This is a genomic window from Billgrantia gudaonensis, from assembly GCF_900100195.1.
GTDB classification, from domain to species: domain Bacteria; phylum Pseudomonadota; class Gammaproteobacteria; order Pseudomonadales; family Halomonadaceae; genus Halomonas; species Halomonas gudaonensis.
The window spans coordinates 87,820-113,027 of the sequence record NZ_FNES01000008.1 but is presented as its reverse complement, the minus strand read 5'-3'; the positions used below and the strand labels follow the sequence as shown (position 1 = coordinate 113,027).

The following is a 25,208-nucleotide window of genomic DNA, read 5'->3' as shown; positions in this document are numbered from 1 at the left end:
TGTCAGGCGCTGGTGGGAGCCATGGCGTCGTGCAGTTCGGCGGCGAACAAGGTGTTCTCGAGCAGAGAGGCCACCGTCATGGGGCCGACGCCACCCGGTACGGGAGTGATCCAGCCGGCGCGTTCGGCGGCGGGAGCGAATGCCACGTCGCCCACCAGGCGTCCGTCTTCCTCACGGTTGATGCCCACGTCGATGACGATGGCGCCGTCGCGCACCCATTCGCCTTTGACGATGCCCGGTTTGCCCACCGCCACTACCAGCAGTTCCGCGCGGCGCACGTGCGACTCGAGGTTGCGGGTGAAGCGGTGGCACACCGTGGTGGTGCAGCCAGCCAGCATCAGCTCCAGCGCCATGGGGCGGCCGACGATGTTGGAAGCGCCGACCACGGTGGCGTCCAGGCCGCGTACCTCGAGACCGCTGGCCGAGAGCAGGGTCATGACGCCTTTCGGCGTGCATGGGCGGAGTAGGGGGAGACGCTGGGCGAGGCGGCCCAGGTTGTAAGGGTGGAAACCATCGACGTCCTTGTGCGGAAGGATGCGTTCCAGTAGCGGGCGTTCGTCCAGGTGGTCGGGAAGTGGCAGCTGCAGCAGGATGCCATCGATGCGCGAATCGGAGTTGAGTTCATCGATGAGCGCTTCCAGTGCCTGCTGCGTGATGTCGGTGGGCAGCGAATGGCGAAACGAGAGCACGCCGGCCTGCTCGCAGGCGCGGTGCTTGTTGCTGACGTACACATGGGATGCCGGATCGTCGCCCACTACGATGACGGCCAGGCCGGGCGTGCGCTTGCCTTCGGCATGGCGCGCGTCGACTCGGCGCGCGACCCGCTGGCGAACCTCGGCGGCTATGGCCTTGCCATCGATGCGTTGAGCGGTCATCGTCTCTCCCCCGTGTGGTGGTGACAGGTGCGAATGTCGGCTGGCGTGGGCCGGTGGGCCGACACCGGAAGGGCGCAGATTTTCGCACGGCCTGACTCTCAGGCAAAGCGCTAAAGCCCTGCCAGGTCAGGTGGCTATTGACCGCAAGGGATTCTCGCGTAGAATACGCAGCGCTCGATGAGGCCCGATGGCGGCATCGAGGCCGTGCTAAGGCCGGCGGGGTGTAGCGCAGTCTGGTAGCGCGCCTGCTTTGGGAGCAGGATGTCGGGGGTTCGAATCCCTCCACCCCGACCACAACTTCCTGTTTGGATTGATGAAATTCATGACAAGGGTTGCGGTCAGGCGTCATTGAACATAGAATGCGCCCATAGCTCAACCGGATAGAGCAACGGCCTTCTAAGCCGTGGGTTGCAGGTTCGAGTCCTGCTGGGCGCGCCATGTCGTGCGCATGCAGGAATGCCGACGGTTCGAGCAGCAGTCGAATGGTGGATGTAGCTCAGTGGTAGAGCCCCGGATTGTGGCTCCGGTGGTCGTGGGTTCGATCCCCATCATCCACCCCATGTCGACGTCTCCGTTTTGGTTAGTGCAGTGGTGGATGTAGCTCAGTGGTAGAGCCCCGGATTGTGGCTCCGGTGGTCGTGGGTTCGATCCCCATCATCCACCCCATTGCACCCGTTTTCCCGTCTCCGCGCTCCTTTTCGCTATCCCGCATGCTGGCTCCCCGGGCCTTGCCTCGTCGCTATCGGCAGTTCGTCCGAGCTTCGCTGCGGTCGAGACTATGCTCGACGTTAAGCCCCTTGCAATATGCCGAGCTGCCCCCACTTCCTAGCCAGGGTGCTTGCCACCACAGTGCGGGCTTCTTAAAATCACTCTTTTACCCATCCACGCATTCAACACAACGCCCCAGGCGGTAGAGGACTATTCATGCAAGTTTCCGTCGAAGCGACCTCCCAGATCGAGCGCCGAGTCACGTTCCAGGTGCCGGCCGCCGAGGTCGATGAAGCCGTCGAGGCTCGCCTCAAGGACACCGCGAAGAACGTGCGCCTGAATGGCTTCCGCAAGGGCCATGTGCCCATGTCCGTGGTACGCCAGCGTTACGGCAGCGGGTTGCGCGACGAGGTGGTGGGCGAAGTGATGCGCGAGCGTTACGTCAAGGCCATCACCGATGAAAACCTCAATCCGGCGGGGTATCCGAGCATCGAGGCGCAGGTCAACGAGGCCGGCAAGGACCTCGAGTTCGTCGCCTCCCTCGAGGTCTATCCGGAAATCGAGTTGGCTTCCATCGAAGGTACCGAAGTCGAGCGCCCGGTGGTCGAAGTGACCGAGGCCGACGTCGATGAGATGATCGAAACCCTGCGCAAGCAGAATGCCTCCTGGGAAGAGGTCGAGCGTGCCGCCGAAGACGGCGACCAGCTGACCATCGACTTCCAGGGTTTCCTGGGCGACGAGCCGTTCGAAGGTGGCAGCGCCGAGGGGCATGACCTGGTGTTGGGCTCCGGCAGCTTCATCCCCGGGTTCGAAGACCATCTGGTCGGTGCCCAGGCCGGCGACGAGAAGGAAGTGACCGTCACCTTCCCCGAGGACTATCAAGCCGAGCACCTGGCCGGCAAGGAAGCGACCTTCAAGGTCAAGGTGCACAAGGTCAGCGCTCAGCAGTTGCCGGAAGTCGACGCGGAATTCATTCAGCGGTTTGGCGTCGAAGGGGATGACGTCGAAGCCTTCCGCGCCGAGGTCAAGAAGAACATGACCCGTGAGGCCAGGCAGGCCGTCGACAATCGCGTCAAGCAGCAGGTGCTCGAGGCGTTGAAGAAAGCCAACGAGGTGCCGGTGCCGCAGTCGCTGATCCAGCAGGAGACCGATGCGCTCAAGCGCCAGGCGGCGCAGCAGTTCGGGCTCGGAGAGGATTTCGACGTTTCTCAGCTGCCCAACGAGCTGTTTGCCGAACAGGCCAAGGGGCGCGTGCAGGTGGGGCTGCTGCTGGCGGAAGTGATCAAGGCGAACGAGCTCGATGCCACTGACGACGAAATCAAGGCGCGCGTGGAAGAGCTCGCCGAGCAGTATCAGGAGCCCCAGCAGGTCGTCGACTACTATATGAGCAACGATCAGCTCAAGACTCAGGTCAAGTCGGCGCTTCTCGAAGAGAAGGCCGTGGAGCACCTGCTCGAGCAAGCCACGGTCAAGGACGTGGAAATGAGCTACCAGGAAGCGCTGGCAGCGGCTCAGCAGCAGCCCGAGCAGGACGGCGAAGAAGACGACGCCGCGGAAGGCGACGACGACAAGGCCTGAGATGCCGGTCTTCGGTGCTGCCGCGGATAGGCGGCAGTGCCGTTTCCGTCGCTTCCATTCATCGGATGCAAGGACATCACACAGATGAGCAACGAGTTCGATATCCACAACGCCGGCGGATTGGTGCCGATGGTGGTCGAGCAGAGCGCACGTGGCGAGCGGGCTTACGACATCTATTCCCGCCTGCTCAAAGAGCGCGTGATCTTCCTGATCGGCCCGGTGGAAGATTACATGGCCAACCTGGTGGTGGCCCAGCTGCTGTTCCTTGAATCCGAGAATCCGGACAAGGACATCCATCTCTACATCAACTCGCCCGGGGGTGGCGTGACCGCCGGCATGGCGATCTACGACACCATGCAGTTCATCACGCCGGACGTCTCGACGGTGTGCATCGGTCAAGCCGCCAGCATGGGGGCGCTGTTGCTGGCCGGCGGAGCGTCGGGCAAGCGTTACTGCCTGCCCAATTCGCGGATGATGATTCACCAGCCCCTCGGCGGCTACCAGGGGCAGGCTGCGGACATCGAGATCCACACGCGTGAGATTCTGGGTATCCGCGACAAGCTCAACCGCATCCTGGCGCATCATACCGGTCAGGACATCGATACCATCGCCCGGGATACCGATCGCGACAATTTCATGAGCGGCAGCCAGGCCGCCGAGTATGGCCTGATCGATGCCGTGCTGGATAAGCGGCCGACATCCTGATAGCGTGATTTAAGCACGCATCATTCATACGTGATCACCGGCGGCGCTGAGCCGCCGCAGCGACAGAGGTACGCGAATGGCCGACGGCAAAGGCAAGGACGATGGCGGCAAGCTGCTCTACTGCTCGTTCTGCGGCAAGAACCAGAACGAAGTACGCAAGCTGATTGCCGGACCGTCCGTGTATATCTGCGACGAGTGTGTCGACCTGTGCAACGACATCATTCGCGAAGAAGTTCTCGATGCCGATGCCGAGAGCGACGATGAGCGTTTGCCCGTTCCGCGTGAGATCCGTCACACGCTGGATGACTACGTGATCGGGCAGGACCGCGCCAAGACGGTACTGTCAGTGGCCGTCTACAACCACTACAAGCGCTTGCGTGCGGATGTTAAGGGCGATGACGTTGAGCTGGGCAAATCCAATATCCTGCTCATCGGCCCTACGGGGAGCGGCAAGACGCTACTGGCCGAGACCATGGCGCGGCTGCTCAACGTGCCCTTCACCATTGCCGATGCCACGACGCTCACCGAAGCGGGCTACGTCGGCGAGGACGTCGAGAACATCATCCAGAAGCTGTTGCAGAAGTGCGACTACGACGTCGAGAAGGCGCAGCGCGGCATCGTCTACATCGATGAGATCGACAAGATCTCGCGCAAGTCCGACAACCCGTCGATCACCCGCGACGTTTCGGGTGAGGGCGTGCAGCAGGCGCTGCTCAAGCTGATCGAGGGCACCACGGCCTCGGTACCGCCCCAGGGTGGCCGCAAGCATCCCCAGCAGGAGTTCCTGCAGGTCGATACCGCCAATATCCTGTTCATCGTCGGCGGTGCCTTCGCCGGGCTCGACAAGGTGATTCGCGACCGTGCCGAGAAAGGCGGTATCGGGTTCAACGCCACGGTGAAGAGCAAGGACGAATCCAAGGGCGTGGGCGATCTGCTGCTGGATGTCGAGCCCGAGGACCTGGTCAAGTTCGGGCTCATCCCGGAGTTCGTCGGGCGTCTGCCTGTCATTGCCACGCTCACCGAGCTCACCGAGGATGCGCTGATACAGATTCTCACCGAGCCGAAGAACTCGCTGGTCAAGCAGTACGAGCGTCTCTTCGACATGGAGGGAGTGGAGCTCGAGTTCCGCGAAGATGCGTTGCGTGCGGTGGCTCAGAAGGCCATGGCGCGCAAGACGGGAGCTCGGGGGCTGCGTTCCATCCTGGAATCCGTACTGCTCGATACCATGTATGAAATACCGTCCATGGAGGGCGTGACCAAGGTGGTCATCGATGCATCGGTGATCACCGGCGAAAGCGATCCGCTGCTCATCTACTCACAGCAAGAGCAGCGGGTCGACGGCACCGACGGCTGAGAGGGCTCGCTGTCCCTGCCGAGCCTGCCTGCATGCAAGGGGTCGCCGTGGCGACCCCTTTGTTCGTGTCCTTTGCCCTGGGCACTTGCAACGCCCGTGTCATGCCCCCACACCTTGTGTATCCATCCGATTTCGTTTGAGGAATGTCTGCGATGCAGCAGAACGCCGAACAGGCCCTGAGTCTGCCCCTCTTGCCGCTGCGTGATGTGGTCGTTTATCCGCAGATGGTGATACCGCTGTTCGTCGGTCGCGAGAAGTCGATTCAGGCTCTCGATGCCGCCATGGCGGCGGACAAGCGCGTGCTGCTGGTGGCCCAGCGGGAAGCGGGTCATGACGATCCGGGAACCGACGATCTTTTCACCATCGGTACCGTGGCCGAGATCATGCAGCTGCTCAAGTTGCCCGATGGCACGGTCAAGGTGTTGATCGAAGGAACGTCCCGCGCCGATCTGCGTGCCGTTCATCACACCGAAGGCGGCTACAGCCTGGCCGATGCAGTGTTGCGCGACAGCCTGCCTCTCACCGAGCGCGAGCAGGAAGCCCTGGTGCGCGTGTTGCTCAACCAGTTCGAGCAGTACGTCAAGCTTTCCAAGAAGGTCCCCAACGAGGTGCTCAATTCGCTGTCGGGCATCGAGGATCCCAGTCGGCTGGTGGACACCATTTGTGCCCACCTGTCGCTCAAGATCGGTGACAAGCAGCAATTGCTCGAGATGGATCGCGTCCGCGACCGAATCGAACACCTCATGGCCCTCATCGAATCCGAGATCGATCTGTTGCAGGTCGAGAAGCGGATCCGTTCGCGCGTCAAGGACCAGATGGAGAAGTCGCAGCGCGAGTACTATCTCAACGAGCAGATGAAAGCCATCCAGAAGGAGATGGGTGAGCTCGAGAACGTGCCCAACGAGGCCGAAAAGTACGAGAAGGCCATCGAAGAGTCCGGTATGCCCAGAGAGGCCCGCGAGAAGGCCAGCCAGGAACTGGGCAAGCTGAAGATGATGTCGCCCAGTTCGGCAGAGGCCACGGTGGTGCGCTCCTGGCTGGACTGGCTGATCTCGGTGCCGTGGAAGAAGCGCACGCGTGTCAAGCACGATCTCGTGCATGCGCACCGGGTGCTGGATGAGGATCATCATGGCCTGGACGAGGTGAAGGAGCGTATCCTCGAGTACCTGGCCGTTCAGAAGCGGGTGCGCAAGCTCAAAGGACCGGTGCTGTGTCTGGTCGGTCCTCCCGGGGTGGGCAAGACCTCTCTCGGTCAGTCCATCGCCAGGGCAACCAACCGCAAGTACGTGCGCCTGGCGCTGGGTGGCGTGCGCGACGAATCCGAGATTCGCGGGCACCGGCGTACCTACATCGGCTCGCTGCCGGGCAAGCTGATCCAGCGCATGAGCAAGGCCGGGGTCAAGAATCCGCTGTTCCTTCTCGACGAGGTGGACAAGATCGGCATGGACCACCGTGGCGACCCGGCCTCGGCCCTACTCGAAGTGCTCGATCCCGAGCAGAACGACAAGTTCAGCGATCACTACCTGGAACTGGACTACGATCTCTCCGAGGTGATGTTCATCTGCACGGCCAACTCGATGAACATTCCGGGCCCGTTGCTGGATCGCATGGAGGTGATACGCCTGCCCGGCTACACCGAGGACGAGAAGCTGGCCATCGCGCGGCGCTATCTGGTGCCCAAGCAGCTCAAGGCCAACGGCTTCAAGGACGAGGAACTGGCGTTCTCGGACGAGGCGCTGCTGGAGTTGATCCGGTACTATACTCGCGAGGCGGGGGTGAGGGAGCTCGAGCGACAGATCGCCAAGGTCTGCCGCAAGGTCCTGCGTCAGCGCCTCGAGGGCGAGGGTCGGGAAGGTGCTCAGGCGCCGGCCACGCTGGCTGCGGCCGACATCGAGACGCATGCCGGCGTGCGTCGCTACAGCTATGGACTTGCCGATCAGCAGGATCAGGTCGGCCGGGTCACGGGTCTCGCATGGACCTCGGTCGGAGGGGAGTTGCTCAACATCGAGTCGGTGGTCACTCCCGGCAAGGGTCGCATCAACAAGACGGGCTCGCTGGGTGACGTCATGAAAGAGTCGGTGAGCGCCGCTCAGACCGTGGTGCGGGCGCGGGCAGTGGCGCTGGGGATCGATCCCGAGCGTTTCGAAAAGGAAGACTTGCACATCCATGTGCCCGAGGGAGCAACGCCCAAGGATGGACCCAGTGCGGGGATCGCCATGGTCACGGCCATGGTTTCGGCCTATACCGGTCGGCCGGTGCGTTGCGACGTGGCGATGACCGGCGAGGTGAATCTGCGCGGCGAGGTGATGCCGATCGGTGGGCTAAAGGAGAAATTGCTGGCTGCCCGACGCGGTGGTATAAAGTCCGTGCTCATTCCGGAAGAGAATCGCCGCGACCTCAAAGAGGTGCCGGACAACATCAAAGATGCTTTGGAAATCCGTCCGGTGCGTTGGATAGACGAAGTTTTGGAAGCTGCACTGACAGAAAGCACCGAAGCAAAAGGTGAGGATTCCCGGGTTGAGGAATCGCCGGCTTCGGCATCGATGATCAGCACGCATTGATCATTTTTTTGCGCCATAGTGGTTTTAAAATGCCGTTATGGCGCGGTTTGGCGCCTAAGGTCGCTTGACACGTCTTTTGCGGCATTGCTATAAGTTATAGCCATGCTGTGATCGCATTGTCGGCCGAAAGTCGCGCTGATTAGAGCCATTACCTGAAACAGTCAAGGGGTGAAGTGTGAACAAATCCGAGCTGATCGAAGCCATCGCTGCTTCTGCCGATATTCCCAAGGCGGCCGCGACGCGCGCCCTGGACGCGATGGTCGATACCGTCACCGAAAGCCTCAAGAGCGGTGACACCGTTTCATTGGTGGGTTTCGGCACGTTCTCCGTGAAGGAGCGTGCGGCGCGTACCGGCCGCAATCCGCAGACCGGCGCACCGATCCAGATCAGCGCTGCCAAGGTGCCGACCTTCAAGGCCGGCAAGGCGCTCAAGGATTCCGTCAACTGAGCAACCACAAGGCCCAGTGCGTTGCTGTTGCCGTGCAACGCTAAGGTTGCTCGGTAAGACGACAGAAAGGCGTATCGCCATTGCGATGCGCCTTTTTCACGCTCATGGTCGCCAGGCCAGAGCCATGCGTATAATGGTCACGCTTTCCGTTATTCAATCACCGAGGCCTGCATGCTGCAAAGTATTCGTGACCGCTCCCGGAGTTGGGGGGCAAAGATCCTCGTCGGTGCCGTGGTGGCGGCGCTGGCCCTGTTCGGCATCGAGTCGCTGGTCGGGCTCATCGGCAACGATGGTGACGATGTCGCCAAGGTCAATGGCGAGACGATCACCCGCCAACAGCTGGAAATGGAAGTTCAGCGCGCCATTCGTTCCGGTCAGGTACCGCCCGAGCAGGAGCGTGCCTTGCGCGGCGAGGTACTGGAGAGCCTGATCGGGGAGCAACTGATGACGGCCTATGCCGAAGACGGCGGCCTTTACCTGTCCGAGGATCAGATCGACCAGGTCATCGTCAACCTGTCGGAGTTTCAGGATCAGGATGGGCGCTTCTCGCAGGAACTGTTCCGCAATCGTCTGGCCAGTGCCGGATTCACCCCCGTGTCGTTCCGTGAGGCATTGAGAGCGGACATGGTGCGCCAGCAGTTGCAGCAGGGCGTGGCCATGAGCGATTTCACACTGGACAGCGAGCGCGAGCGGCTCGCCGCGCTGCAGCGTCAGACGCGTAGTTTCCGCTACCATGAGTTGACGCCCGAGGACCTGCCAGAGCCGGTCGAGGTCAGCGAGTCCGACATTCAGGACTACTACGATGCCAATGCCGAGCAGTATCGGCGTTCCGAGCAGGTTCGCCTGGAATACGTGATCCTCGACCGAGAGGCCATGGCCGAAAGCGAGCCGGTGAGCGACGAAGAGATTCGCGAAGCCTGGGAAGAGCGCGGCCGCGATTCGGATCGGCGAGTTTCCCATATCATGGTCAGCTTCGACGGCGAGCGTAGCCGCGAGGAAGCGCGAGCCCGGCTCGAAACCGTACGCGAGCGACTGGCTGAAGGCGATTCCTTCGCCGAACTGGCCGAAGAGTATTCCGACGATGCCACGACCGCAGAGCAGGGCGGCGATCTGGGATTCATCAGTCCAGGGTTCTTCGGCGACGCCTTCGATGATGCCGCCTTTGGCATCGGTGTGGGGCAGGTATCGGAGATCGTGGAGACGGACAATGGCCTGCATCTGGTCAAGGTCACCGAGCTCGATCTGCCGCCGCTGGAGGAAATGCGTGACGAACTGGAAAGAGAGGTGGCGCTGGAAAAGGTCGACGACGCCTTCAACCGCCGCGCTCAGGAACTGATCGACGAGAGCTTTGCGGCGGAAGATCTCGCCAGCGTGGCCGAGAGTCTCGATCTCACGCTTCGCGAGAGCGACTGGGTCTCCCGCGAAGAGGCGAGTGGCGTGTTGGGTGAGCCCGGAGTGATGAGCGAGGCCTTCAGTGACGACGTTCTTCGGGACGGGTTCAACAGCGAGGTCATCGAGCTCGACGCCGATCGCCGAATGGTGCTGCGAGTCGCCGACCATCGCGAGGCAGCGACGCGTCCTCTCGATGAAGTTCGAGACGAGGTGAGAGCGGCCGTGGAGAAGCGCAAGGCCCGTGACGCTCTGCTCGAGCTGGCCAAGTCGCGAGCCGAGCGACTGCGTGATGGCGACTCGTTCGATGCGGACTGGCAGCGGGTAGAGGAAGCATCGCGACAAACCGGCGAGACGCCCGCATTCATTCTGGACGCGGCGTTTCGCCTGCCGTCACCCGATGGCGACCAGCCGGTCTACGGTCAGGCCAGCAACGATGAGCGGGTGGTGCTCATCGCTCTCGAGGAGGTCGCCAATGGCGATCCCGACGAGCAGACGGAGGCTTTCGTTGCGCGCATGGCCGAGCAGTTGAGGGGGCAGGCCGCCATTCAGGCATTGCGGACCCACCTGCGCGATACCGCAGAGATCGAGCGTTATTGAACTCGGCGACATCGTTAGGCTCAGGGGCACCTTAGGGTGCCCCTTTTCATCGGTGGATATCGTCTTTTATACCGTTATCTTTCACGTGAAAAGCCCACCATGACGCTCACGTCGGCACGGGGCTCAACAGCCTCCGCGGACTATGTTATAAAATAACAATCAATGGGAGCGGCGGAGTCGAACGTGACCCAAGAACCCGTGGTGAACGTGCCGGTGCATCTGGTGACCGGCTTTTTGGGCAGCGGCAAGAGCAGTCTGATCCGCGGTCTCATACGTCGGAAACCGGAGCATGAAAACTGGGCCGTGCTGGTCAACGAGTTCGGCCAGGTGGGCATCGACCAGGCCATGTTCGAGCCGCAGGACGGGGTGACGGTGAAAGGATTGCCGGGAGGCTGCCTGTGTTGCCAACTGGCCTTCGTGCTGCAGGCGACTCTGGTCAATCTGCTGTACCGGCATCGTCCCGATCGCTTGCTGATCGAGCCTTCGGGGCTGGGGCATCCCGCCGGATTGCTGGACGTGTTGCGGGGCGAGGCGTTTCACGGGGTGCTAGTCATGCATGACATCATCGCCGTGCTCGATCCACGTCGGCTCGACGACCCTCGCTCTCGGGAGCACGACACCTTCCGCGACCAATTGGCCATGGCCGATGCAGTGGCCTTGACCATGACCGATCTGGCCACCGAGGATCAATTGGTTGCCGCCCAGGCCTGGTTGGATGCGAGCTGGCCTCGCAAGAAGTGGATACGCCATGCGCCTTACGGCGAGCTTGACGCATCGTTATCGAACGGCGGAATGGCGCATGCCGAGGAGGGCGCGCGGCCGCTACCGGAGAGTGAAGCGCATCGACGGCTACGCGAGCAGGCGGCGGGCAGCGTGCTCGTGGAAGGGCTGAATGGTCCGTCCTTTCCGAGACCGGGACGCCCCATTTGCGAACAGGGCGTCTCCCTGGGCTACGCGACCCTGGGCTGGCGCTGGCATCCCGACGATGTCTTCGTGCTGGATCGCCTCTCGACGCTGTTGGCCGATCTGCCGTCTCGATTGCGAGTCAAGGCGGTGCTGCACACCGATAGCGGCTGGAAATTCTACAATCGTTCGGCGGGTACGGTGAGCCTCGAACCGACGGCCTGGCGGCAGGATTCGCGCCTGGAGATCATTGCCGAGGCGGGTACGTTGCCGGATGCCGACCGACTGGCAATTCGTCTCGCGGAGTGTCTGGGCGGCTAGGCATCGTTGCCAGCCGCCATTCGCAAGCCGTTCTGGCTTGCACGGTGCAGCCGGGCGTGCGTTTGCGACGGTGGCTAGCCCAGCGGAAAGGCTTTCAGCTCGGGATGCCCCGCCTGGTTGACCTCGATTTCCCAGCCTTGGCCTGGCTGCCAGTCGCCCAGCACCATCCGCCTGGCCGGCTGGCCGTCGACCTCGAGTTCGTGCACGGCGGGGCGGTGCGTATGGCCATGGATCAGGGTGGCCACTCCGTGAGCCTGCATGACCCGAACGACCTCGTCGGGCGTCACATCCATGATCGCTTCGGCCTTGTTCGACGTCGCCTCGCCGGATTGCTCGCGCAAGGAGTGTGCCAGTGCCAGACGCTCGGGGATGGGGAGGGACAGAATCTGGCGTTGCCACCGGTCTTCGCGTGCCTGCGTGCGAAATGCCTGATAGGCCTCGTCGCCGGTGCACAGGCTGTCGCCGTGCATCAGCAGCACGGGTTGGTCGCCCAGGCTGACCACGCTAGGGTCGGCCAGGAGCGTGGCACCGGCGTCGCCGGCGAAGCGTTCGCCGATCAGGAAGTCCCGGTTGCCGTGCATGATGTACACAGCGGTACCGCCGTCGCTGAGGCGGCGAAGGGCATCGACCACTCGCCTGGCCAGTCGGGCATGCCCCGTAGGGTCGTCACCCAGGTCGAGCAGGTCGTCGCCGATCCAGGCATCGAAGAAATCGCCGAGGATGAAGAGTGCCTCGTTGCCCCTGGCCCGGGTGTCGAGCCAGTCGAGGAAGCGATCGGAAAGTTCGGGAGCGCCGGGATGTAAGTGAAGGTCGGAAATCAGCAGGGTGCTCATGGGCCTCGTCTCGCAGGGCTGTCGGCGGCGACGGTGCGGTCGCTGGCACGGCCGCCCGCCGTTCGGCGGGCGCGTCGGCTGGATCAGCTGTCGGCGTCTGCCACGAAGGCACGCTGGAGGACGACATCCTCTGCGGGCACGTCGGCATGCATCCCGCGGCGCGTGGTGGGCACGGCCTTGATCTTCTCGACGACATTCATGCCTTCGACCACGCGGCCGAATACGCAGTACCCCCAGCCCTGGATCGATTTGCCGCTGTGGTTGAGAAAGTCGTTCTCGGCCACGTTGATGAAGAACTGGGCGGTGGCCGAATGCGGATCCTGGGTACGAGCCATGGCCAGGGTGCCGACAGCGTTCTTGAGGCCGTTGTCGGCTTCGTTCTCGACCGGGTCGCGAGTCGGCTTCTGGTTGAACTCGGTGTCGAAACCGCCGCCCTGAACCATGAAGCCGTCGATCACGCGGTGGAAGAGAGTGTCGTCGTAGAAGCCCTCGCGGACGTATTGTTCGAAGTTGGCGGCCGTTTTCGGTGCCTTGTCGTGGTCCAGCTCGACGTGGATGGCGCCGAAATTGGTCTGTAGAACGATCATTGCGGTTTTCCCTGATTCGAAAGCGGGCGCACCTTGGCGCCATGCATGGACGTGGCGCTATAATACCGGTTTTGCCTCGCTGCGCGAAGCAAGCCCGGGCGTCTCGGTTCAGTGGCTTGCGCCAGCGGCAAGGGGTGTCGGGGACAAGCCCACGAAGAGGCCCCTTGCCAGGGTGGGGAGCATCGCTCCGAACGGGCTGGTCATGGACGGCCAGCGCCGGCCCTGCCACGCAGGATGCGAGAGCGTCGCAGCACGTCGGTAGCGCCCAGGGATGGGCTCACGGCGCGTACTCGCAGGCTTGTCACCGGAACGGCCCCGAGCAGTGGAGGCCATCGTCAAGGCCCCAGACCGCACTCTAACCAGAGGTTGTTTTTCCAACCATGACCACCGATACCACCAGCGCGCCGAATTTCATTCGTAACCAGGTTCAGGAGGAAGTCGAGGCCGGTCGCAGCGGCAAGATCGTGACTCGTTTCCCGCCGGAACCCAACGGGTTCCTGCACATCGGTCATGCCAAGTCGATCTGCCTGAATTTCGGCCTGGCCGAGCAGTTCGGTGGAGATTGTCACCTGCGCTTCGACGACACCAACCCGGCGAAGGAGGAGCAGGCGTATATCGATGCCATCAAGGAAGACGTCAGTTGGCTGGGGTTCGAGTGGGCGGGGCCGGTGCGCTTCGCGTCGGACTATTTCGATCGGTTCTACGCCTGGGCCCAGCATCTGGTGCGCGAGGGCAAGGCCTACGTGGACGATCTATCGCCCGATGAGATCCGCGAGCATCGCGGGACCCTGACGGAGCCCGGCAGGCCCAGTCCCTATCGGGAGCGTGGCGTCGAAGAGAACCTCGACCTTCTCGAACGCATGCGCATCGGCGAATTCGCCGAAGGCGAGAAGGTTCTGCGCGCCAAGATCGACATGGCGGCGCCCAACATCAATCTGCGCGACCCGATCCTGTATCGTATCCGCCATGCCAGCCACCATCAGACGGGCGACAGGTGGAAGATCTATCCGTCGTACGACTTCGCCCACGGCCAGTCGGACGCCATCGAAGGAGTCACCCACTCCATCTGTACGCTGGAGTTCGAGGATCACCGTCCGCTCTACGAATGGCTCCTCGACAACCTGCCGGTGCCGTCCAAGCCGCGTCAGATCGAGTTCGCGCGGCTCAACATGAATTACACCCTCACTTCCAAGCGCAAGCTCAAGCTGCTGGTGGATCAGGGCATCGTCGATGGCTGGGACGATCCGCGCATGCCGACCCTGTCCGGGATGCGCCGGCGCGGCTATACGCCGGCCTCGATTCGCAAGTTCTGCGAGATGATCGGGGTGACGCGGGCCGACGGCGGACTCGTCGATATCGCCATGCTCTATCACGCCATTCGCTCCGATCTGGAAGACAGCGCGCCGCGTGCCATGGTCGTTCTCAAGCCTCTCAAGGTGGTGTTGACCAACGTGCCCGAAGATCACGAGGAGGTGTACGACGTGCCTGGCCATCCGGCACGTGACGATATGGGCGTGCGCAAGATCCCCTTCGCTCGGGAGATCTATATCGACCGGGACGACTTCATGGAGGAACCGCCCAAGAAGTTCTTCCGCCTGGCGCCGGGCAAGGAAGTGCGCTTGCGCAACAGTTACGTGATTCGTTGCGACGAGGTGGTCAAGAATCCTGCCGGCGAGATCGAGGCGCTCCACTGCTCGGTGGATTTCGAGACGCTGGGCAAGAATCCCGAAGGGCGCAAGGTGAAAGGGGTCATTCACTGGGTCAGCGCGGGTCATGGTGTGCCGTTGGAGGTGCGGCTCTACGACAACCTCTTCCTCGAAGAGCAGCCCGACAAGGACAAGGACGCCGACTTTCTCGAGCACCTCAACCCCGAGTCGCTGGTCACGGTGCAGGCCATCGGCGAGCCCGGCCTGGCCGACGTGACGCCCGAGTCGCGGTTCCAGTTCGAACGCGTCGGCTATTTCTGTGCCGACCGTCACGCCTGCCGACCGGGCGAGCTGGTGTTCAATCGCACCGTCGGCTTGAAGGATACCTGGGCCAAGATCAAGAAGAAGGGGTGAATGTGAGCGGGGACCTGCTGATCTACAACACGCTGACGCGCCGCAAGGAGCGTTTCACGCCCATCGAACCTGGACGGGTGCGGATGTACGTATGCGGCATGACCGTCTACGACTACTGCCACCTGGGTCATGCGCGGGTAATGGTGGCCTTCGACGTCATCACTCGTTATCTGCGCTGGCGCGGTTTCGATGTCGACTACGTGCGCAACATCACCGACATCGACGACAAGATATTGCGCCGTGCCGAGGAGAACGGCGAAGCCATCGGTGCACTCACCGAGCGCATGATCGCGGCCATGCACGAGGACGAAGCGCGGCTCAAGGTGCGGCGTCCCGATCACGAGCCGCGAGCCACGCGCCATGTCGGCGACATCATCGCCATGATCGAGACGCTGATCCGCAAGGGTTATGCCTATGCCGCGGATAACGGCGACGTCTACTATCGGGTCAGGAAGTTCGAGCGCTATGGCAAGCTCAACAACCGCGATCCGGACGAGATGCGTGCCGGGGCGCGCATCGAGGTGGGAGAATACAAGGAAGACCCTCTGGATTTCGTGCTGTGGAAGGCGGCCAAACCGGGCGAGGCGAGCTGGCCCTCGCCCTGGGGAGAGGGCCGACCGGGCTGGCACATCGAGTGCTCGGCCATGTCGAAGTGCTGCCTGGGCGAAACCTTCGACATTCATGGCGGTGGGCCCGACCTCACTTTCCCGCACCACGAGAACGAGATCGCCCAGAGCGAGGCGGCCAACGACAAACCGTTCGTGAATACCTGGATGCATGCCGGCGCCGTACGCGTGAACCACGAGAAGATGTCCAAGTCGCTGGGCAATTTCTTCACCATTCGCGAGGTGCTAGAGCATCATGACCCGGAAGTGGTGCGCTACTTGCTGGTGGCGAGCCACTATCGTAGCCCTATCAACTACGCGCCGGAGTCATTGAGCGAGGCACGCCGTTCGCTGGAGCGCTTCTACAATGCGCTCGACGGCGTGGAAGCGGCCGAGGGGGATGTCGACGGGCGTTTCGCCGAGCGTTTCACCGTCGCCATGGACGACGACTTCAATACGCCCGAGGCGCTCTCGGTGCTGTTCGAGCTGGTGCGCGAGTTGAACCGCACCAAGCAGGAGGTGCCTGAGCAGGCCCCGGCGCTGGCTTTCGAGCTCAAGCGGCTGGGCGACGTGCTGGGGCTGCTCGATCAGCATCCGGCGTATTTCCTGCGTGGCGGTGAGGCGGTGCTACCGCTCGCCGAGACCGACATCGAGGCGAAGATCGCCGCGCGCGCCGAGGCCAAGCGGGCCAAGGATTTCGCCACGGCGGACGCCATTCGCGATGAGTTGGCCGAGCTCGGCATTCTGCTCAAGGATTCGCGTGAGGGCACTCGCTGGGTCTACGAGCCCCCCGTCGATGCAGGCGAATGAGAGTCGCCGGCGAGGCCGTCACGGCCGGGGTGGCAGTGGGATCTGCCACGGCCAGCCGTCATCCACCAGGAACAACCGTTGCACGGTGTCGTCGCTGATCAGCGCCACCTGAATCGGCGTTGCCGGGCCGGCAAAGTGCTCGGCCAGCCGGCCTTCCAGGTCGGTCAGCGCCGTGAAGGCGCTCTGGCTCGGAGGGGCTAGCCAGTGAGGTCGGGTCAGCCAGATTGCCCGGGTGTGGCGCGGCAGTCCGTCGCGAAAGGCGCGCCATTCTCCCCAGTGCAGCCAACGCCCGCGCCAGTGCTTCGCGGAGCCGCCGCGCGGCACGGGCAGTGGTTGGCGCCACGGCTGGAAGAGCATTCCTGGCATGGCCAGGCGGCGTTCGATGAACCGGCCGACCAGCGGGCCTCGTCGTTGGCCGGCCAGCGCTTCGCGAATCGCCTCCCGCGTTTCGGGTCGGTCGCTCAGCGACAGCTGGTGACGGCGCAGATGGGCGAGCTTGCTGGCCAGGCTGTCGGCACCGCCGGGCCCGATCCAGCGCGCCGGATCCTCGGCATCGCCGGGTCCCGTGGGCAGGCCCAGGTAGAACTTGATCGCGACTTCCAGATGGATCAGTCGCGGTGCGTTGCTGCGCTGGTAGAGGAGGTCGATTTCCCCCAGGGTCAACTTGCCGCGCGACACCCGCAGATTGTGAGCCAGCAAGCGCGTGCCCGGTGCCTGTTCGAGCAGAAACTGCCAGAGCTTTTCGTGGTAGAGTCCCATGCGTCCGTCGAGGGCGTTGCCGACGCGCCGCTCGAGAGCTTGGGGGGAGGCGTCCAGCTCGTGGAGGAAGTGGTCGAGTCGGGCGTCGTCGTCCAAGCCCATCTCGTCGCGTCCGGGGCGCGGCGGCCAGGTATCGTCGACGAGGTCGGGGCAGCTCAGCAGCCATGCAAGATCTCTCACCATGGGGTGGTGGTAGCCATCGACGAGAGTGGGCTCGGCATGAGGCATGGCAGCGCGATTCCCCGTTGAGATTGGCGTCTGACAGCCAAACTGTACACGTCTTATACTCTGCGTACATTCACAATGAACGGATGGTGATCATGAACCGCTCCCTGACTGGCCTGGCGGCGTTGGCCGCCGGCTCCCTGCTGACGCTCTCCTGTGCTCATGCCAACGAACCGGTGGTGGTCGCCTCCAAGATCGACACCGAGGGCTCGGTACTCGGTCAGCTGATCCTGCAGCGGCTCGAAGCGGCCGGCATCGAAACCGAGGACCGGCTGCAGCTGGGTGGCACCAGCATCGTCCGCGAAGCGCTGCTGGCTGGTGAGATCGACATCTACCCGGAGTATACGGGCAATGGCGCCTTCTTCTTCGACATGGCCGACAGTGACGTGTGGAAGGATGCCGAGCAAGCCTATGCGACGGTGCGTGAGCGCGATGCCGACAACGGCCTGGTATGGTTGGCCCCGGCCGATGCCAACAACACCTGGGCCATGAGCGTTCGCAAGGACCTGGCCGAGGCCCATGGACTCGAGACGCTCGAGGATCTGGCCGACTATCTGGGCGACGGCGGGGAGTTCAAGTTCGCGGCCAGCGCCGAGTTCGTCGAGTCCGAGCAGGCCTTGCCGGCCTTCCAGGAGGCCTATGGGTTCGAACTCACGGCCGACCAACTGCTCGTTCTCTCCGGAGGCAATACCGCGGCGACCATGCGTGCCGCCGCTCGGCAGACGAGTGACGTCAATGCCGCCATGACCTATGCCACCGACGGCGGCCTCGGGGAGCTGGGGCTGGTGGTTCTGGAAGATACGCTGGGCGTACAGCCCGTCTACCAGCCGGCGCCCGTGATTCGTGAATCGGTGCTCGAAGCCAACCCCGAGATCGAGGCGCTGCTCGACCCGGTCTTTTCCGCCCTGGATCTAGAGACACTGCAGCGGCTCAATGGTCAGGTGGCCGTGAAGGGCGTCGCTCCAGACCAGGTGGCGGCGGACTTCCTGGCCGATCTCGAGACAACGGAGTAAGGAGTGGCTCGAGCTAGGCCGTCTCCAAACGTCGTCCTGATCGCGCTGATGCTCGCCGGTGCAGTCGCCTGGCTGACCCTGCCCGCCGTCAGCGTGGCTCCCAACCGCATCGTTCAGGGAACGCCTCAGCGTGCTGCGGAGGCACTGGGGTGGGGCGTCACGCTGCTGGCCTCGGTGCCGATGCTTGCCGTCGCGGTCCTGGCCTGGCGGCCAACGCCGCGGCGTCTGCCTGCTGCGCTGGCGCTGGTCATCGCCGTGCTGGTCGCGATCCCCCTGTGGCTGTCGGCTGTAGCGGTCAGCCTGGAACCGTCGTCGCGGCTGGGCATCGGCAGTGCCATCTGGTGTGTGCTCTTCGTGTCGTTGCTGGCACTGATCGAGCTGCGCGTCCGCCTGGCGCTGTCGCGTCCCTTCGGCTGGGCAGTGCTGGTGCCAGTGGCGCTCGCCTGGTGGGGCTGCCTGGCTCAGTGGCTGGCTCCGCTCGCCCTTTATCGCGAGTATCAGGGGCGCAGCGATCAGTTCTACGCTGCGTTCCTTCAGCACCTCGTGCTGGTTGGAGCGGCGGTGGGCGCCGCCATCCTGCTGGGCGCGGGGCTGGCGCTGGCCATGCGGCGGCGTGCCGGACTGCGGCGTGTGGGTTTCGGGATCCTCAACTTCCTGCAGACCATCCCCAGCATCGCCCTGTTCGGACTGCTGCTGGCGCCGCTGGCCTGGCTCTCTGCGCGCTTCGAGTGGCTGGCCGCGCTGGGAGTGAGCGGCATCGGCTGGGCACCGGCCTGGTTGGCCCTGCTCGGCTACAGCCTGCTGCCCATGGTGCGCAACATCTTCGTAGCGCTCGATGAGGTCGATCCGGCGGTGATCGAGTCTGCTCGGGGCATGGGTATGAGCCGACGTCAGGTATTCCTCCAGGTGCGCTTGCCGCTGGCGCTGCCGGTCGTCCTCGAGGGCGTTCGCATCACCACCGTTCAGGCGATCGGATTGACCGCGGTGGCAGCGCTGATCGGTGCCGGGGGGTTCGGCACCTTCGTCTTCCAGGGGCTGGGGCAGGCCGCGATGGATCTCGTGCTGCTCGGAGCGCTGCCGATCATCGCCCTGGCGTTGATCGCGGATGCTCTGCTCAGTGCCCTCACCGATTACCTGCGTCAGGGAGGAACGACGTGATCGAGCTGTTCGGGGTGACCAAGCATTTCGGCGAAGAAGTGGCGGTCGACGGCATCTCGCTGCGGGTGGCGAAGGGAGAGCTTTGCGTGCTGGTCGGCACCTCGGGCTGCGGCAAGTCCACCACGCTGCGCATGATCAACCGTCTCATCGAGCATACCGCAGGCGAGATACATCTCGACGGTCAGCCGGTGCGCACCTTCGACGAGGTGACGTTGCGGCGGCGCATCGGCTACGTGATCCAGAATACCGGTCTCTTTCCGCACTGGACGGTGGCACGCAACATCGGCCTGGTGCCCCGCCTGCTCAAGTGGCCGCGACAGCGTGTCCGGGAACGCGTGGAAGAGCTGATGGCGCTGCTGGGGCTGCCGATGGCCGAGTTCGCCGACAAGTACCCCCGGCAGCTCTCCGGCGGCCAGGCACAGCGCGTGGGCGTGGCCCGAGCGCTGGCGGCCGATCCCGAGATCCTGCTGATGGACGAGCCTTTCGGGGCGCTCGATCCCATCACCCGGGAGGCGCTCCAGCTCGAGCTGCTCGATCTTCAGGCTCGTCTGCACAAGACCATCGTCTTCGTGACCCACGACATGGACGAGGCGCTGCGTCTGGCCGACCGGCTGGTGGTGATGCGCCAGGGGCGCATCGTGCAGCAGGGCGCCCCCGTCGAACTGTTGCACGCTCCGGCGGATGAGTTCGTCGCCTCGCTGTTGGGGGGCGATACCAGAGGCCTCAAGGAAGCGGCCCTGACGCGGGTGCGAGACCGCATGCTGCCGCTGGGGCCGCGTCTGCTGGCCCATGAGCGTGTCGCCGTCGATGCGCCGCTGAGCCAGGCACTGTCGCTGATGCTGTGGCATCGCGTCGATCGCCTCACCGTGGTGGATGACGAGGACATTCCGATTGGTGAACTCTCCTTGCGGCGCCTGGTGGGGAGCAAGACATGAGCCGGCGTGCCGTCGTTGGCAGGGGTCTGCGCCTGCGTTGGTGGCTCGGCGAGTGGGGGCCGCTCGCCTGGCTGGGTCTGCTGCTGGTGCTGTGTCTGGGCATGGGCGAGCTCGAAGGCCCGTTTCGTTGGATCGAACCCGACAGCCGCGAGGTGCTCTACGCACGCTCCAGCTTCCTGGCGTTGCTGGGTCAGCACGTTCTCGTGGTGGGGCTGGCGTCGCTGGCTGCGGTGATGATCGGCGTCGGTGGGGCGATAGCGGTAACGCGTCCCTTCGGACGCGACTTTCTGCCTCTCGTGAGCCAACTGGCCTCCATCGGTCAGACCTTTCCGCCCGTAGCGGTACTGGCACTGGCGGTTCCCGTGCTGGGTTTCGGCACGCTGCCCATCATCGTGGCACTGCTGCTGTATGGATTGCTGCCCATCGTCCGCAACACTCTGGCCGGCATTCAGGGCATCGATCCCGGCGTGCACGAGGCGGCGCGCGGCATGGGCATGACTCGCCGTCAGATATTGCTTCAGGTCGAACTGCCGCTGGCCGCACCGGTGATTCTTGCCGGGGTGCGGACCTCGGTGACCGTCAACGTGGCGACCGCGGCCATCGGTGCCACCGTCGGAGCCAGCAACCTGGGCGATCCGATCATCTCCGGCATCGTCAACGGCAATACCGCCTACGTGCTTCAGGGTGCGATGCTCATCGGGCTTCTGGCGATCACCGTGGACAGCGCCTTCGAACGTGTGCAGAGACGACTGGTGCAGCGGGTCTGAAGCGTCGCTCTCATGGGGTGCCTTCCCATCTGTTTTACGTTAACGTCAACTGTCGTAATATCGAACTGCGTTGGAGAGAACCTCTGGCGCATCGCTATAGTTGAGACAACACTGCCCTCACGAGGGGCGGTATTTCCTGCCACCACCCAAGGACCAGGAAGATGACAACAACAGAAGACGTCCATGCGCTGGCCTTCATGACCGGCGACGAGTTTCATATCCCGACCTATCGGCTCCTGCGGCAGGACGGCTCCCTGTTCGAAGGCGCCGACGTTCCCGATCTGGACCAGGACCAGGAAAAGGCGCTGCGTCTGTATCGCGCCATGCTCGTCACGCGGGTGCTCGACGAGCGCATGATGGCGGCTCAGCGCCAGGGGCGACTCTCCTTCTACATGCAGTGCACCGGTGAAGAGGCCGCGGTGGTCGGTGCCACGGCGGCGCTGGACGATGCCGACATGATCATGGCGCAGTATCGCGAGCAGGGTGCGCTGGTCTATCGCGGCTTTACCTACGACGAGTTCATGAACCAGTTGTTCGGCAACGAACTCGACTATGGCAAAGGGCGCCAGATGCCGATCCACTATGGATCGCGCAAGCTTCATTACATGACCATTTCCTCGCCGCTGGCAACGCAGATTCCTCAGGCCACCGGCTACGCCTACGGCCAGAAGCTGGCCGGCGAGGGCCACTGCACCATCACCTTCTTCGGCGAGGGGGCAGCCTCGGAAGGGGACTTCCACGCTGCGCTCAACATGGCGGCGGTGCACGAAGTGCCGGTGATCTTCTTCTGCCGCAACAATGGTTACGCCATCTCCACGCCGGCCCATGAGCAGTTCGCTGCCGATGGTATCGCGCCGCGAGCCTTCGGCTATCGCATGCACGTCATCCGCGTCGATGGCAACGACGTTCTGGCCGTCTACCGTGCCACTCAGGCGGCACGCACCATCGCGGTGGAGAAGAATCAGCCGGTACTCATCGAGGCGATGACCTATCGGCTCGCCGCGCATTCTTCGTCCGACGACCCTTCCGGTTATCGCTCGCGCAAGGAAGAGGATGCCTGGCGCGAGAAGGATCCCATTCTGCGCATGCGGCGCTGGTTGTCCGGCAAGGGCTGGTGGAGCGACGACGAAGAGAAGGAACTCCAGGAGAGCCTGCGCCGCGAGGTGCTGGAGACCATGAAACGCGCCGAGAAGCGCCCACCCCCGCCACTCGACAGCCTGGTCACCGACGTCTACGCCGACGTCACTCCCGCCCTGCAGCGCCAACTCGATGCGCTCAAGCAGCACATCCGTCGCTATCCCGACGATTACCCCAAGGGGGCCCTTTCGCTGGATCCGGGCGTGCGCGCCGAGGATGTCGCCGACAAGCCGGCCGATGACGACCGGGGAGGTGCTTGAGATGCCGACCATGAACATGCTGCAGGCGATCAACAATGCCCTGGACATCGCCATGGCCGAGGACGAGCGGGTGATCTGCTTCGGCGAGGACGTGGGTGTCTTCGGTGGTGTTTTCCGCGCCACCAGCCACCTGCAGGAGCGCTATGGCAAGGCGCGCTGCTTCAATACGCCGCTGGTGGAACAGGGCATCATCGGCTTCGCCAACGGCCTGGCCGCCCAGGGTTCGGTGCCGGTGGCCGAGATTCAGTTCGCCGACTACATTTTTCCCGCCTTCGACCAGATCGTCAACGAGACGGCCAAGTTCCGCTTCCGTTCCGGCGATCTCTTCAATGTCGGCGGCCTGACCATCCGCACCCCCTATGGCGGCGGAATTTCCGGCGGTCTCTATCACTCCCAGTCCCCTGAGGCCTACTTCGCGCACACCCCGGGGCTCAAGGTCGTGGTGCCGCGCAACCCCTACCAGGCCAAGGGACTGTTGCTGGCATCGATCCGCGACCCCGATCCGGTGCTCTTCTTCGAGCCCAAGCGGCTCTACCGCGCTTCCACCGGCGAGGTGCCGGAGGACGACTACCAGCTGCCCATCGGCGAGGCCGAAGTCATCAAGGAGGGCAGCGACATCACCTTGCTGGGCTGGGGAGCGCAGATGGAAATCATCGATCGCGCCGTGGAGCTGGCCGAGAAGGCGGGCATCTCCTGCGAGGTGATCGATCTGCGTTCGATCCTGCCCTGGGACGAAGACACCGTCGTGGAGTCGGTGCTCAAGACCGGCCGGCTGTTGATCAGCCACGAGGCGCCGCGTACCGGCGGCTTCGCCGGCGAGATCGCCGCCACCATCCAGGAGCGCTGTTTCCTGTACCTGGAATCGCCCATCGCGCGTGTGACCGGCCTGGATACGCCTTTCCCGCTGACGCTGGAGAAGGAGTACCTGCCGGACCACCTCAAGGTCTACGAGGCCATCCGCGCCAGCGTGGAATTCTAACCCCGGTATCAGGACAGGAGACGCAAGATGAGTGAGTTCATGCTGCCCGATATCGGCGAAGGTATCGTGGAATGCGAGATCGTCGAATGGCGCGTCGGCGAAGGCGACGCCATCGAGGAGGACCAGCCGGTGGTCGAGGTGATGACCGACAAGGCGCTGGTCGAGATCACTGCCCCCGAGGCGGGGCGCATCACCAAACTCCATGTACCCAAGGGCGAGGTCGCCAAGGTGCATGCGCCGCTGTTCGCCTATGAACCGGCGGACGGCAATGGCGAAGACGTGGCAAACGCCCCGGCTGCCGAGCGGACATCGCCCCCGGAACCCGAAGCGGCGTCGGCTGTCGGTGCGTCGGATGCATCGGCCAAGGACTTCATTCTTCCCGATATCGGCGAGGGCATCGTCGAGTGCGAGGTGGTGGAGTGGCGTATCGCCGAGGGCGAGACCATCGCCGAGGACCAGCCGGTGGTCGATGTCATGACCGACAAGGCACTCGTCGAGATCACCGCCCCGGAAGCCGGTCGGGTGAGCCGGCTTCACGTGGGCAAGGGCGAGGTGGCCAAGGTGCATGCGCCGCTGTTCGCCTACGTGCCCGATGCCGCCGCCGAAGAGTCGGCGCGCGAAGCATCGCCGCGCCCGGCTACGCACGAGCCTGCAGAGACCGATACGGCGACACCACGCGCGGGGAGAGAGCCGCGTCCGGCGGTGGCCGCCGGCTACGGCCCCTACGGGAGGATTCCCGCAGCGCCGGCGGTGCGACGACTGCTGCGCGAGCACGGCCTATCGCTTGACGAGGTGCCCGGCAGCGGCAAGCAAGGGCGGGTGCTCAAGGAAGACGTGCTGCACTACCTGGAGCAGGGCGCGGTACCGGGAGCCACGGCAGAGCGCGCTGAGGCCACGGCACCGGTTGCCGCGCCGGGTCAGAGCGAGGTCGGCGAGGTGCGCGTGGAGCCGTTGCGCGGCGTGCGCGCGGTCATGGCACGGCGCATGGTGGAAGCCGCCAGCACCATTCCCCATTTCCAGTACGGCGAGGAAATCGACGTCACCGAACTGCTGGCCCTGCGCGAGCGGTTGAAGCCCCAGGCCGAAGCGAAGGGGACCAGGCTCACGTTGATGCCCTTCTTCATGAAGGCGATCGCGCTGGCGGTTCGAGAGGAGCCGGTTCTCAACGCCCGCCTCGATGACGATGCCAGCGCGATCCACTACCTCTCTGCGGTCAACGTCGGTATGGCGGTGGACAGTCGGGCGGGCTTGCTGGTGCCCAACGTCAAGGGTGTCGAGCGGCGAACGCTGCTCGACGTGGCCGCTGAGGTCGAGCGATTGACGACCGCTGCTCGCGAGGGGCGCGTGGATCAGGCCGACCTCAAGGGCGGCACCATCAGCATCTCCAACATCGGCGCGCTGGGGGGAACCTATGCGGCACCGATCATCAATGCGCCGGAGCTGGCGATCGTCGCCATCGGCAAGACCCAGTGGCTGCCGCGTTTCGATGCGCAGGATCGGGTCGTCAAGCGGGCGATCATGACCGTGACCTGGGCCGGCGACCACCGAGTGATCGACGGCGGCACCATCGCCCGCTTCTGCAATGCCTGGAAGGGGTATCTGGAGAGCCCGGAGACGATGCTGCTCCATCTCGGGTGA

The 25,208-nt window shown here is 63.8% G+C and carries 20 protein-coding genes and 4 tRNA genes; 20 read left to right on the top strand and 4 right to left on the bottom strand.

What is annotated here, in order from left to right:
* Nucleotides 1-2: 2 nt before the first annotated feature.
* Nucleotides 3-875: a bifunctional methylenetetrahydrofolate dehydrogenase/methenyltetrahydrofolate cyclohydrolase FolD gene (gene folD / locus BLP96_RS11125; RefSeq protein ID WP_089686131.1), complete on the bottom strand. Its 873-nt coding sequence runs from the start codon at nucleotides 873-875 to the stop codon at nucleotides 3-5.
* A 217-nt stretch (nucleotides 876-1,092) separates the two neighbouring features.
* On the opposite strand from folD, the gene BLP96_RS11120 reads away from it, so the two are divergent.
* The 11 genes from BLP96_RS11120 (at nucleotide 1,093) to BLP96_RS11070 (ending at nucleotide 11,442) form a co-directional block, all read left to right on the top strand.
* A tRNA-Pro gene (locus BLP96_RS11120) sits at nucleotides 1,093-1,169 on the top strand.
* Between the two features lie 67 nt (nucleotides 1,170-1,236).
* Nucleotides 1,237-1,313: transfer RNA gene (locus BLP96_RS11115), tRNA-Arg, on the top strand.
* 47 nt (nucleotides 1,314-1,360) lie between these two features.
* A tRNA-His gene (locus BLP96_RS11110) sits at nucleotides 1,361-1,435 on the top strand.
* Nucleotides 1,436-1,466: 31 nt separating this feature from the next.
* Nucleotides 1,467-1,541, top strand: a tRNA-His gene (locus BLP96_RS11105).
* Between the two features lie 258 nt (nucleotides 1,542-1,799).
* Nucleotides 1,800-3,161, top strand: coding sequence for a trigger factor (gene tig, locus BLP96_RS11100; protein ID WP_089686128.1), 1,362 nt, complete (start codon nucleotides 1,800-1,802; stop codon nucleotides 3,159-3,161).
* A gap of 84 nt (nucleotides 3,162-3,245) precedes the next feature.
* Nucleotides 3,246-3,866, top strand: coding sequence for an ATP-dependent Clp endopeptidase proteolytic subunit ClpP (clpP, locus tag BLP96_RS11095; protein ID WP_089686126.1), 621 nt, complete (start codon nucleotides 3,246-3,248; stop codon nucleotides 3,864-3,866).
* A gap of 76 nt (nucleotides 3,867-3,942) precedes the next feature.
* Entirely contained in the window at nucleotides 3,943-5,220 is a 1,278-nt protein-coding gene (gene clpX, locus BLP96_RS11090; RefSeq protein WP_089686124.1) for an ATP-dependent Clp protease ATP-binding subunit ClpX, read from the top strand.
* A gap of 152 nt (nucleotides 5,221-5,372) precedes the next feature.
* The gene (gene lon, locus BLP96_RS11085) at nucleotides 5,373-7,781 is read left to right on the top strand and encodes an endopeptidase La (protein ID WP_089686122.1); all 2,409 of its coding nucleotides are present in this window, start codon (nucleotides 5,373-5,375) and stop codon (nucleotides 7,779-7,781) included.
* Between the two features lie 175 nt (nucleotides 7,782-7,956).
* Nucleotides 7,957-8,229: an HU family DNA-binding protein gene (locus BLP96_RS11080; protein WP_089686120.1), complete on the top strand. Its 273-nt coding sequence runs from the start codon at nucleotides 7,957-7,959 to the stop codon at nucleotides 8,227-8,229.
* Nucleotides 8,230-8,400: 171 nt separating this feature from the next.
* Nucleotides 8,401-10,218, top strand: a complete 1,818-nt coding sequence (locus BLP96_RS11075) for a SurA N-terminal domain-containing protein (RefSeq protein ID WP_089686118.1) — start codon at nucleotides 8,401-8,403, stop codon at nucleotides 10,216-10,218.
* Nucleotides 10,219-10,401: 183 nt separating this feature from the next.
* A complete protein-coding gene (locus BLP96_RS11070) occupies nucleotides 10,402-11,442 on the top strand; it encodes a CobW family GTP-binding protein (RefSeq protein WP_245682231.1) in 1,041 nt (346 codons plus the stop codon).
* Between the two features lie 74 nt (nucleotides 11,443-11,516).
* On the opposite strand, the gene BLP96_RS11065 is transcribed toward BLP96_RS11070, so the two are convergent.
* Nucleotides 11,517-12,275 (bottom strand): UDP-2,3-diacylglucosamine diphosphatase, encoded by a 759-nt coding sequence (locus tag BLP96_RS11065; protein ID WP_089686113.1) that lies wholly within the window; start codon nucleotides 12,273-12,275, stop codon nucleotides 11,517-11,519.
* An 83-nt stretch (nucleotides 12,276-12,358) separates the two neighbouring features.
* Nucleotides 12,359-12,862 carry a peptidylprolyl isomerase gene (locus BLP96_RS11060; protein WP_089686111.1) on the bottom strand — a complete coding sequence of 168 codons (504 nt, stop codon included), beginning with the start codon at nucleotides 12,860-12,862 and terminating at the stop codon, nucleotides 12,359-12,361.
* A 380-nt stretch (nucleotides 12,863-13,242) separates the two neighbouring features.
* Here BLP96_RS11060 and BLP96_RS11055 point away from each other — a divergent pair, with 380 nt between their 5' ends.
* Together BLP96_RS11055 and cysS are read left to right on the top strand one after the other, a co-directional pair.
* Nucleotides 13,243-14,922 carry a glutamine--tRNA ligase/YqeY domain fusion protein gene (locus BLP96_RS11055; RefSeq protein WP_089686109.1) on the top strand — a complete coding sequence of 560 codons (1,680 nt, stop codon included), beginning with the start codon at nucleotides 13,243-13,245 and terminating at the stop codon, nucleotides 14,920-14,922.
* Between the two features lie 14 nt (nucleotides 14,923-14,936).
* Nucleotides 14,937-16,337 carry a cysteine--tRNA ligase gene (gene cysS, locus BLP96_RS11050; protein WP_089686260.1) on the top strand — a complete coding sequence of 467 codons (1,401 nt, stop codon included), beginning with the start codon at nucleotides 14,937-14,939 and terminating at the stop codon, nucleotides 16,335-16,337.
* 18 nt (nucleotides 16,338-16,355) lie between these two features.
* On the opposite strand, the gene BLP96_RS11045 is transcribed toward cysS, so the two are convergent.
* Nucleotides 16,356-17,324: a DUF1853 family protein gene (locus BLP96_RS11045; RefSeq protein WP_089686107.1), complete on the bottom strand. Its 969-nt coding sequence runs from the start codon at nucleotides 17,322-17,324 to the stop codon at nucleotides 16,356-16,358.
* Between the two features lie 92 nt (nucleotides 17,325-17,416).
* On the opposite strand from BLP96_RS11045, the gene osmF reads away from it, so the two are divergent.
* The 7 genes from osmF to BLP96_RS11010 all read left to right on the top strand — a co-directional run bounded on the left by osmF (nucleotide 17,417) and on the right by BLP96_RS11010 (nucleotide 25,208).
* Nucleotides 17,417-18,334: a glycine betaine ABC transporter substrate-binding protein OsmF gene (osmF, locus tag BLP96_RS11040; RefSeq protein ID WP_089686258.1), complete on the top strand. Its 918-nt coding sequence runs from the start codon at nucleotides 17,417-17,419 to the stop codon at nucleotides 18,332-18,334.
* Nucleotides 18,335-18,382: 48 nt separating this feature from the next.
* Nucleotides 18,383-19,492 (top strand): ABC transporter permease, encoded by a 1,110-nt coding sequence (locus BLP96_RS11035; RefSeq protein WP_089686105.1) that lies wholly within the window; start codon nucleotides 18,383-18,385, stop codon nucleotides 19,490-19,492.
* Nucleotides 19,489-20,427 carry an ABC transporter ATP-binding protein gene (locus tag BLP96_RS11030; RefSeq protein ID WP_089686103.1) on the top strand — a complete coding sequence of 313 codons (939 nt, stop codon included), beginning with the start codon at nucleotides 19,489-19,491 and terminating at the stop codon, nucleotides 20,425-20,427. The genes BLP96_RS11035 and BLP96_RS11030 overlap by 4 nt, the downstream gene beginning before the upstream one ends.
* Nucleotides 20,424-21,194, top strand: coding sequence for an ABC transporter permease (locus BLP96_RS11025; RefSeq protein ID WP_089686101.1), 771 nt, complete (start codon nucleotides 20,424-20,426; stop codon nucleotides 21,192-21,194). Before BLP96_RS11030 ends, BLP96_RS11025 begins: the two co-directional genes overlap by 4 nt.
* A 161-nt stretch (nucleotides 21,195-21,355) precedes the next feature.
* Nucleotides 21,356-22,591 (top strand): thiamine pyrophosphate-dependent dehydrogenase E1 component subunit alpha, encoded by a 1,236-nt coding sequence (locus tag BLP96_RS11020; RefSeq protein WP_089686100.1) that lies wholly within the window; start codon nucleotides 21,356-21,358, stop codon nucleotides 22,589-22,591.
* Nucleotide 22,592: 1 nt separating this feature from the next.
* On the top strand, nucleotides 22,593-23,570 hold the full coding sequence (locus tag BLP96_RS11015) for an alpha-ketoacid dehydrogenase subunit beta (RefSeq protein WP_089686098.1): 978 nt from the start codon (nucleotides 22,593-22,595) through the stop codon (nucleotides 23,568-23,570).
* A gap of 27 nt (nucleotides 23,571-23,597) precedes the next feature.
* Nucleotides 23,598-25,208 carry a dihydrolipoyllysine-residue acetyltransferase gene (locus tag BLP96_RS11010; RefSeq protein WP_089686095.1) on the top strand — a complete coding sequence of 537 codons (1,611 nt, stop codon included), beginning with the start codon at nucleotides 23,598-23,600 and terminating at the stop codon, nucleotides 25,206-25,208.

Excerpts from the sequence above, each read along its gene's own strand:
- folD (WP_089686131.1), bottom strand. The coding sequence starts at position 875 with ATGACCGCTCAACGCATCGATGGCAAGGCCATAGCCGCCGAGGTTCGC.
- tig (WP_089686128.1), top strand. The coding sequence starts at position 1,800 with ATGCAAGTTTCCGTCGAAGCGACCTCCCAGATCGAGCGCCGAGTCACG.
- clpP (WP_089686126.1), top strand. The coding sequence starts at position 3,246 with ATGAGCAACGAGTTCGATATCCACAACGCCGGCGGATTGGTGCCGATG.
- clpX (WP_089686124.1), top strand. The coding sequence starts at position 3,943 with ATGGCCGACGGCAAAGGCAAGGACGATGGCGGCAAGCTGCTCTACTGC.
- lon (WP_089686122.1), top strand. The coding sequence starts at position 5,373 with ATGCAGCAGAACGCCGAACAGGCCCTGAGTCTGCCCCTCTTGCCGCTG.
- BLP96_RS11075 (WP_089686118.1), top strand. The coding sequence starts at position 8,401 with ATGCTGCAAAGTATTCGTGACCGCTCCCGGAGTTGGGGGGCAAAGATC.
- BLP96_RS11065 (WP_089686113.1), bottom strand. The coding sequence starts at position 12,275 with ATGAGCACCCTGCTGATTTCCGACCTTCACTTACATCCCGGCGCTCCC.
- BLP96_RS11060 (WP_089686111.1), bottom strand. The coding sequence starts at position 12,862 with ATGATCGTTCTACAGACCAATTTCGGCGCCATCCACGTCGAGCTGGAC.
- BLP96_RS11055 (WP_089686109.1), top strand. The coding sequence starts at position 13,243 with ATGACCACCGATACCACCAGCGCGCCGAATTTCATTCGTAACCAGGTT.
- BLP96_RS11045 (WP_089686107.1), bottom strand. The coding sequence starts at position 17,324 with ATGCCTCATGCCGAGCCCACTCTCGTCGATGGCTACCACCACCCCATG.
- osmF (WP_089686258.1), top strand. The coding sequence starts at position 17,417 with ATGAACCGCTCCCTGACTGGCCTGGCGGCGTTGGCCGCCGGCTCCCTG.
- BLP96_RS11035 (WP_089686105.1), top strand. The coding sequence starts at position 18,383 with ATGCTCGCCGGTGCAGTCGCCTGGCTGACCCTGCCCGCCGTCAGCGTG.
- BLP96_RS11025 (WP_089686101.1), top strand. The coding sequence starts at position 20,424 with ATGAGCCGGCGTGCCGTCGTTGGCAGGGGTCTGCGCCTGCGTTGGTGG.
- BLP96_RS11020 (WP_089686100.1), top strand. The coding sequence starts at position 21,356 with ATGACAACAACAGAAGACGTCCATGCGCTGGCCTTCATGACCGGCGAC.
- BLP96_RS11015 (WP_089686098.1), top strand. The coding sequence starts at position 22,593 with ATGCCGACCATGAACATGCTGCAGGCGATCAACAATGCCCTGGACATC.
- BLP96_RS11010 (WP_089686095.1), top strand. The coding sequence starts at position 23,598 with ATGAGTGAGTTCATGCTGCCCGATATCGGCGAAGGTATCGTGGAATGC.